General features: G+C 68.4%; 8 protein-coding genes. 5 read left to right on the top strand and 3 right to left on the bottom strand.

Features of this window, described 5'->3' with window-relative positions; all coding sequences use genetic code 11:
• The 3 genes from HV798_RS30625 to HV798_RS30615 all read left to right on the top strand — a co-directional run.
• Positions 1-573: MFS transporter (locus tag HV798_RS30625; protein ID WP_175216628.1), on the top strand; the 573-nt coding region annotated here is incomplete at its 5' end.
• Between the two features lie 264 nt (positions 574-837).
• A complete protein-coding gene (locus HV798_RS30620; RefSeq protein WP_175196438.1) occupies positions 838-1,308 on the top strand; it encodes a tripartite tricarboxylate transporter TctB family protein in 471 nt (156 codons plus the stop codon).
• 3 nt (positions 1,309-1,311) lie between these two features.
• On the top strand, positions 1,312-2,841 hold the full coding sequence (locus tag HV798_RS30615) for a tripartite tricarboxylate transporter permease (protein WP_025140749.1): 1,530 nt from the start codon (positions 1,312-1,314) through the stop codon (positions 2,839-2,841).
• A 45-nt stretch (positions 2,842-2,886) separates the two neighbouring features.
• Here HV798_RS30615 and HV798_RS30610 read toward each other — a convergent pair whose 3' ends face one another.
• Positions 2,887-3,210 (bottom strand): Rdx family protein, encoded by a 324-nt coding sequence (locus HV798_RS30610; protein WP_175196436.1) that lies wholly within the window; start codon positions 3,208-3,210, stop codon positions 2,887-2,889.
• A gap of 89 nt (positions 3,211-3,299) precedes the next feature.
• On the opposite strand from HV798_RS30610, the gene HV798_RS30605 reads away from it, so the two are divergent.
• Positions 3,300-4,514 (top strand): multidrug effflux MFS transporter, encoded by a 1,215-nt coding sequence (locus HV798_RS30605; RefSeq protein WP_175196434.1) that lies wholly within the window; start codon positions 3,300-3,302, stop codon positions 4,512-4,514.
• Positions 4,515-4,600: 86 nt separating this feature from the next.
• Here the strand turns inward: HV798_RS30605 and HV798_RS30600 are convergent, their stop codons facing one another.
• A complete protein-coding gene (locus HV798_RS30600) occupies positions 4,601-5,074 on the bottom strand; it encodes a DMT family transporter (protein ID WP_175196432.1) in 474 nt (157 codons plus the stop codon).
• A 92-nt stretch (positions 5,075-5,166) separates the two neighbouring features.
• Between HV798_RS30600 and HV798_RS30595 the strand changes: the two genes are divergently transcribed.
• Positions 5,167-6,087, top strand: coding sequence for a LysR family transcriptional regulator (locus HV798_RS30595; protein ID WP_175196430.1), 921 nt, complete (start codon positions 5,167-5,169; stop codon positions 6,085-6,087).
• A gap of 70 nt (positions 6,088-6,157) precedes the next feature.
• Here the strand turns inward: HV798_RS30595 and HV798_RS30590 are convergent, their stop codons facing one another.
• Positions 6,158-7,102: an aldo/keto reductase gene (locus HV798_RS30590; protein WP_281360942.1), complete on the bottom strand. Its 945-nt coding sequence runs from the start codon at positions 7,100-7,102 to the stop codon at positions 6,158-6,160.
• Between the last annotated feature and the right edge of the window lie 91 nt (positions 7,103-7,193).

The following is a 7,193-nucleotide window of genomic DNA, read 5'->3' as shown; positions in this document are numbered from 1 at the left end:
GCCGCCGCCCGCGCCCCGCGCAGCCGCGTGGCGCTGCTGGCGGCCTTCTTCGGCCTGGGCACCGGCGCCTACACGCTGGTGCTGGCGTGGCTGTCGCCCTACTACACCGCGCGCGGCTGGACGCCGCTGGCGGCCGGGCAACTGCTGGGCGCGGTCACCGTCGCCGAGATCGTGGCGGGCCTTGCGGTATCGGTGGGCATCGGCCGCCTGCCCGACCGGCGGCCGGCGCTGTATGCGGCCGTGGCCGCCTTGCTGGCCGGATTGGCCGGCCTGGTCGTCGCGCCCGATGCGCTGGCCTGGCCTGCGGCGATCCTTGCCGGCCTGGGCATCGGCGCGCTGTTCCCGCTGTCGCTGATCGTCACGATGGACCATGCCGCCACGCCCGCCGAAGCCGGCCGCCTGGCGTCCCTGGTGCAAGGCGCCGGCTACCTGATCGCGGCGCTGTTCCCGTTTGCCGCGGGCCTGGTGCGCCAGCACCTGGCCGACCTCGCGCCCGCCTGGATTGCGATGATGTTCATCTGCCTGGCGCTGTTCGCCATGGCCGCGCGCCTGCGCCCGGCAAGGCCCGCCTGATCCGCAAATCAAGGGGTTTTCGGCGGCGCACGGCCGTCAGAAGCCGCCTGCATCCGCTGCGCCCAGGGCCCGATCTGCATCCGATGGCCCTAGGGATTTCCCTCGATCATTCCCGCGTTCCCGCCCTGCGCTGAAATTTTTTTTCATCCCTGAAAGGTGAACGGAAGTTTGAGTTTTTAGACTCCCGCATTCATTGGACTGTCAGCTATTTTTCAGACCTCAGTCAGGTCTAAGAAAAGCAACAACAAAGGGAGGAATGATCCAATGCAGTCAAAACGCAGCGCCATCAAGCGCGAGCTCTGGGCCGCCGGCACGATGATCGTGCTGGGCCTGGGTGCCATCGCGCAGGCATCCACCTACACGTTAGGCAGCCTGGCGCGCATGGGGCCGGGCCTGTTTCCGGCCATCCTCGGCGTGCTTCTGGTCCTGTTGGGCCTGATCATCGCCCGCATGGCGTATTCGCCGCTGACCACCGAAGAAGACGCCGAAGACGTCCCGCCGCCGCAATGGCGCGGCTGGGGCTGCATCATCGGCGGCCTGATGGCGTTCATCCTGTTCGGCAAGTTCGGCGGCCTGATTCCCGCCACCTTCGCGCTGGTCTTCATTTCGGCCCTGGGCGACCGCCAGCACACGCTGCGCAGCGCCGCCGTGCTGGCCGTGGGCGTGACCATTCTGGGCGTGGCCGTTTTCTCCTGGGCGCTGCAGCTGCAGTTTCCGCTGTTTCGCTGGGGCTGATCGATGGAAATCTTCAATAACCTGATGCACGGGTTCTCCGTCGCGTTCGCGCTGGACAACCTGCTGTGGGCCGTGTTCGGCGTCTTCATGGGCAACCTGATCGGCGTGCTGCCGGGCATGGGTGTGCTGGCCGCCATCTCGATCCTGCTGCCGCTGACCTACACCATGACGCCCACCGCGGCGCTGGTGATGCTGTCCGGCATCTACTACGGTTCGCAATACGGCGGCGGGATCACCTCGATCATGCTGAACCTGCCGGGCACTGCCTCGCACGCGGTGGCCTGCCTGGACGGCAATCCGCTGGCGCGCAACGGCAAGGCCGGCTCGGCGCTGTTCATGCTGATGTTCTCGTCGTTCTGCGGCGCGTCGGTCGGCATCCTGGCAATGATCCTGTTCTCGCCGCTGCTGGTGGACGTGGCCTTCAAGTTCGGTCCGGCCGAATACTTCTCGATGATGATGCTGGGCCTGCTGGCCGGCGCCACGCTGGCCAAGGGTTCGGCCATCAAGGGCGTGGCAATGGTGGTCGTGGGCCTGCTGCTGGGCGTGGTGGGCACCGACGTCAACACCGGCACCATGCGCTTTCACTTCGGCATCCTCGAGCTGAGCGACGGGCTGCAGATCGTGGCGCTGGCGATGGGCCTGTTCGGCGTGGCCGACTTCCTGAAGAACATCAACCAGATCGGCGGCGACACCAAGGTCACCAGCGGCAAGATCAGCATGAAGTCCATGCGTCCTGAAGCCGGCGACATCAAGCAGTCGCGCGGCGCCCTGGTGCGCGGCACCGCCATCGGCGCGGCCTTCGGCATCCTGCCGGGCACCGGCCCGACCATTGCGTCCTTCATCTCGTACGCGGTGGAAAAGAAAGTGGCGCGCGAACCGCGCCGCTTCGGCCGCGGCGCCATCGAAGGCATCGCCGGCCCCGAGGCCGCCACCAGCGCATCGACGCAGACCAGCTTCATCCCCACCATGAGCCTGGGCATCCCCGGCGACCCGGTGATGGCGCTGATGCTGGGCGCGCTGATCATCCACGGCATCCAGCCGGGCCCGCAGATGATGGTCGAACACGCCGACATGTTCTGGGGGCTGATCGCCAGCTTCTGGGTCGGCAACGTGCTGCTGTTGCTGCTGAACCTGCCGCTGATCGGCATGTGGGTGCGCCTGTTGACGGTGCCGTTCCGCTACCTGTTCCCGGCCGCGCTGTTCTTTGTCTGCGTCGGGGTCTACAGCACCAACAACAACCTGTTCGACGTGGGCATGGTGACGCTGTTCGGCGCCGCGGGCTACGCGCTGATCCGCCTGCGCTTCGAGCCGGCGCCGCTGCTCCTGGGCTTCGTGCTGGGACCCATGGTGGAAGAGAACTTCCGCCGCGCCCTGCTGCTGTCGCGCGGCGACCTCGCCATCTTCGTGACGCGTCCGATCAGCCTGGGCTTCGTGCTGGCTTGCGTGCTGCTCATCGCGCTGCTGCTGGTATCGGCGGTGCGCCAGCGCAACAAGGTGCGCCTGGCCATGGAGACGTCCAACTCGACGGCCTGATCAATCCAGGCCAATGCAAACAGCCGCCCTCGGGCGGCTGTTTTTTCATGTGGCGTCAGGCTCGGCCCGGTGCCCATCGATGTGCCCCAGCGGCCGGCCCGGGTCCAGCCGGTCGCGCACGCGCTGCTTGAGCACCTTGGCCTCGGGAAATCCGCCGTCCCGCTTGCGGTCCCAGATCAGCTCGCCGTCGTAGGTGATCTGAAATACGCCTCCCGTGCCGGGCTGCAGCGCCACTTCGCCCAGGTCGGTGGAAAAGGTCGACAGCAGTTCCTGCGCCATCCAGCCGGCGCGCAGCAGCCACTGGCACTGCGTGCAATACAGGATGACGATGCGGGGCGCGGGTGTGGCGGGATCGTGGGCGGATGTCATGGTGAGGGCAATCGCATTGGCGCGGGCACGCCGTTGTCGTGGATAATGTCAGGTTTTCCCGGGCGTGCAATGCGCCCAGAGTCTTACGCATGAAGTCTGCATTATCGCCCCGTGGCCAACGCTGGTTGATCGGCCTCTTGATGGGCCTGGTCACGCTCACGCCGATGGGCATCGACATCTACCTGCCGTCCCTGCCTGCCATGGCGGTTGGCTTTGGCCACCCCGTCAGTGCGCTGCAGGCCAGCATCACCCTCTTCATTTTCGCGGTGGGCGTGGGCCAGATCCTGATCGGCCCGCTGGCCGACCGCTACGGCCGCCGGCCCGTGGCGCTGGGCGGCGCCATCGCCTACCTGGCCGGGTCCGCGCTGGGCGCGGCAGCCTCGTCGCTGGACCTGTTCTATACCGCCCGCGTGATCCAGGGCCTGGGCGCGTGCTCGGCATCGCTGGTGGCCTTTGCCGCGGTGCGCGATTGCTTCAGCCCCGCGGTCGGCGCCCGCGTGTACAGCTACCTGAACGGCGCGCTGTGCACCGTGCCCGCGCTGGCGCCGATGCTGGGCGGCGCGCTGGCCGTGCACGCCGGCTGGCGCAGCACCTTCGTATTCATGGCGCTGTTCGCGCTGGCCCTGGCCGCGCTGCTGGCGCGCCGTTTCGAAGAAACGCGCGCCGCGCCGCCGCCCGCAGGCGCCGCGCTCTACAGCCTGCGGCGCTATGCGCCCATCATCGCCAGCGGCCGCTTCCTGTATTTCGCGGTCTACGCCATGGCCGGCATGGCCATGATCCTGGTGTTCGTGTCGGCCGCGCCCGTGGTGCTGGTGCAGCAGCTGGGCTATTCCGAACTGGGCTTTTCCGCCTGGTTCGGCGGCAACGCGGCCATCAACATCGCGGCCTTCTTCCTGGCGCCCGTGTTCATCGCGCGCTTCGGCCGCTACCCCATGCTGCGCGTCGGCATGGCCTCGCTGCTGCTGGCCGCGCTGATGCACCTGGCCGCCTGGCGCTGGGCGCCGGCCGCCGCGTGGATCTTCATGCTGCCGGTGGCGGTGCTGACCGTGGGCTTCTCGCTGGCGCTGGGGTCGGCGCTGAGCCTGGCGCTGGAACCCTTCGGCGACCGCGCCGGCACTGCCGCAGCGGTCTTCGGCCTGTTCCAGATGAGCGGGTCCGCCGTCATCGCCACCCTGCTGCTGGACGGCGGCGTCGCCCCGCAGGCGGCCATGGGACTGATCGGCGTGGGGATCGTGGCGCCGCTGCTGTGCCTGTCCGGCGTCATGGCGCGGCGCCTGGCGGCCAAACGGCCTGCGCAAAGCTGACCCCGGCAACGCGCCTGGCGCAGCCCGGCCACGCCTGACGGCAATGCGCCGCGCCCCCGGTGCGGCCGCAAACGCCGGGCCGCCGCTTAGCCCGCCGTGCGCGGCCCGTTCGACAGGTGCATCAGCAACGCGCCGCCCGCGATCAACACCGCGCCCAGCAGCCGGCCCGGGTTCAGGGCATTGGCGGCAAAGCCCACCAGCGCGTAGCGGTCCAGCAGCAGCGCCGCCAGCATCTGCCCCGCGATCACCGCGGCCAGGAACGCCCCGGCGCCCAGCCGCGGCGCCAGCATCAAGGCGGCCGTGATGTAGAACACGCCCGACAGGCCGCCCGTCCAGCCCCACCACGGCAGGCGGCCGATTTCCGAAAAGCTGGGCGCTGGCACCCGCATCAGCGCCATCACCGCCATGGCCGCGATGACGCTGATGGCCAGCGACGCCATCGTGGCCCATAACGGGTGGCCCAGGTGACGGCCCAGCGTGGCATTCGCGCCAGCCTGGAAGGGAACAAGGGCGCCGGCCAGGATGGCCGCGGGGATGGCGAAAAGAGAAGTGCCGTTCATGGCGAGGCTCCGATTCAAGAGGGATTGGCGTTATTCTCTTATTCACCAAACGCCTAATCCAATTCGATATTTATCTATCGAATATGCACCGAATGAATAATTCAGACCCCCCATCCGCCCTCGCCCACAATCTGCGCGCGGTGGACCTGAACCTGCTGGTGGTGCTGGACGTGCTGCTGCACGAACGCCACCTGACCCGCGCCGCCGCCCGGTTGCCGATGAGCCAACCCGCAGTCAGCCATGCCCTGGCCCGCCTGCGCACGCTGCTGGGCGACCCCTTGTTCCACCGCACCCGCGGCGGCCTGCGGCCCACGCCGCACGCCCTGGCGCTGGAAGCGCCGCTGCGCGACGTGCTGGCGCAGGTGCGCCGCCTGCTGGCCGGCGCGGTGTTCGAGCCCGCGGCCAGCCGGCGCACGTTTCGCCTGGCCATGTCCGACTACGGCGCCAGCGTGGTGCTGCCGCCGCTGGTGCGGCGCCTGCGCGCCGAGGCCCCCGGCATCGACCTGGAAATCAGCTATACCAGCCGCGGCGGCATGATCGCGGGCGTGGCCGATGGCCAGCTCGACCTGGCCCTGGCCGTGTTCGGCGAAACGCCGGCCGACATCCGCCGCGCCGTGCTGTTCCAGGAACCGTTTGTCTGTGTGATGGATGCGGCCGGCACGGCTGGCCCATTGACGCTGGACGACTATCTGGCGCGGCCCCACGTACTGGTGGCCGCCAGCCAGGACCAGCGTTCAGGAGAAGTGGACGCGGCCCTGGCCCGCCTGGGCCGGGCCCGCCGCGTGGCCCTGCGGCTGCCGCACTGGACGGCGGCCCCCGCCGTCGTGGCCGGCACCGACCTGGTGCTGACGGTGGCGCAGCGCACGGTGATGCCGACACCGCCGGGGCTGGCGGTGCAGCCGGTGCCATTTCCGATCGCCCCCCTGGGGTTCGAGATGATCTGGCATGAGCGTACGGATGGCGACGCCGGGCTGCGCTGGCTGCGCGAATCGCTGGCCGCGTTGATGGGCTGACGGCCAGGCGCCCATGAAAAAGGCCGCCAGGATCTGGGGGTCAGTTCATTCGGCGGCCTTTTCCACGACGTCAGTCGCGCGCCCTCGGCGCCATGAATTCCGGCCCCACCGGGTCCAGGATGTTCTTGTCCAGCAGCTCGTTGATCTCGGCCATCTCGGTATCGGTCAGGTGCCAGCCGAACGCATCGTCCACACCGTTCAACTGGTCTGGCCGGCGCGCGCCCCACAGCGCAATCGTCGGGCCGCTGTCCAGCACCCAGCGTATCGCCAGCGCCAACACCGACTTGTCGTGGCGGATGCGCGCAAAGGCCTCCAATTCCTTGGTGGCGCGCACATACTGGTCAAACCGCGGCCGACGGAACTTCGGGTCGTTCGACCGCAAGTCGTCGGACCCGAAGGTGGTGTCCACCGTCATGCGGCCCGACAGCAGGCCACGGCACAGCGCGCCATAGGCCAGCACCGCCAGCTTGTGCTCGCGGGCATACGGCAGCACGTCCGCTTCGATGGCGCGTTCGAACAGGTTGTACGGCGGTTGTACGGATGCCAGCGGCAGCACGGCACGAAACTCGTCCATCTGCTCGGGCGAATAATTGCTCACGCCCACTGCCAGGATCTTGCCTTCACGCTGCAGGTCCTGCAGCGTGCGCGCCGTGTCTTCGATCGGCACCCGCGGATCGGGCCAATGGATCTGGTACAGGTCGATGCGGTCGGTGCGCAGGCGGCGCAACGAATCTTCCACCTCGCGGCGGATGCGCGCCGGGCTGGAATTGCGCCGCACGCCCTCGCCCGCCCATTCCAGGCCCGCCTTGGTGGCGATCACGGCCTGGTCGCGAATGCCCTGCAAGGCCTGCCCGACCATTTCCTCGGCGTGGCCAAAACCGTATACCGGCGCGGTGTCGATCAGGTTGATGCCGCGCTCGATCGCGCCGCGCAGCGTCGCCACCGACGCGGCGTCATCCGCCCCGCCCCACATCCAGCCGCCAATCGCCCACGTGCCCAGGCCGATTCTGGACACAGGCGCAGGGATTCCTTCAATACGCATGGTCTCGACCAGCATGCTTACCACTCCTGCAAAAAAGTTTGATGAGTGTAGGTCAGGTATTATT

The organism is Achromobacter deleyi (assembly GCF_902859705.1).
Classification (GTDB): Bacteria; Pseudomonadota; Gammaproteobacteria; order Burkholderiales; family Burkholderiaceae_B; genus Achromobacter; species Achromobacter deleyi.
Note: the sequence above shows the minus strand (reverse complement) of the source record. Positions and strands in the feature narration are given on the sequence as shown.

Excerpts from the sequence above, each read along its gene's own strand:
- HV798_RS30620 (WP_175196438.1), top strand. The coding sequence starts at position 838 with ATGCAGTCAAAACGCAGCGCCATCAAGCGCGAGCTCTGGGCCGCCGGC.
- HV798_RS30615 (WP_025140749.1), top strand. The coding sequence starts at position 1,312 with ATGGAAATCTTCAATAACCTGATGCACGGGTTCTCCGTCGCGTTCGCG.
- HV798_RS30610 (WP_175196436.1), bottom strand. The coding sequence starts at position 3,210 with ATGACATCCGCCCACGATCCCGCCACACCCGCGCCCCGCATCGTCATC.
- HV798_RS30605 (WP_175196434.1), top strand. The coding sequence starts at position 3,300 with ATGAAGTCTGCATTATCGCCCCGTGGCCAACGCTGGTTGATCGGCCTC.
- HV798_RS30600 (WP_175196432.1), bottom strand. The coding sequence starts at position 5,074 with ATGAACGGCACTTCTCTTTTCGCCATCCCCGCGGCCATCCTGGCCGGC.
- HV798_RS30595 (WP_175196430.1), top strand. The coding sequence starts at position 5,167 with ATGAATAATTCAGACCCCCCATCCGCCCTCGCCCACAATCTGCGCGCG.